This window comes from Christiangramia marina, from assembly GCF_048285865.1.
Lineage (GTDB): Bacteria > Bacteroidota > Bacteroidia > Flavobacteriales > Flavobacteriaceae > Christiangramia > Christiangramia marina.
The window spans coordinates 1-287 of record NZ_JBLVTK010000078.1; the positions used below are offsets into that span (position 1 = coordinate 1).

A 287-nucleotide genomic window follows, 5' to 3' on the forward strand; every position below is an offset into this window, starting at 1 on the left:
GCGCGATGTGCTCAACCTGGCGATGCGCAATCCGGACAACCATGCTCGCAACACGGCCGTGCATACCGTCGATGGGGTCACCCGCATCACGCCCCTGTTCGACTTTGCGCCGATGTACCTGGACCCGGAAGGCATCACGCGCGCCGCGCGCTGGTACCACCCCGAATCGGGCAAGGAGCTGCAACGCTGGGAAGACGTCTTGCCACAGCTCGATTTGCCTCTGCAGGAGCGCCGGCAGCTCGTCGAGGCGCTCGTCGGCTTCGGTGAGCAGTTGACTACGTTGGCCG

At 65.2% G+C, this 287-nt stretch carries 1 protein-coding gene; it reads left to right on the forward strand.

Features of this window, described 5'->3' with window-relative positions; all coding sequences use genetic code 11:
- The coding region (locus ACNKXS_RS15390; RefSeq protein WP_417921651.1) for a HipA domain-containing protein at positions 1–287 on the forward strand (287 nt) is incomplete at both ends.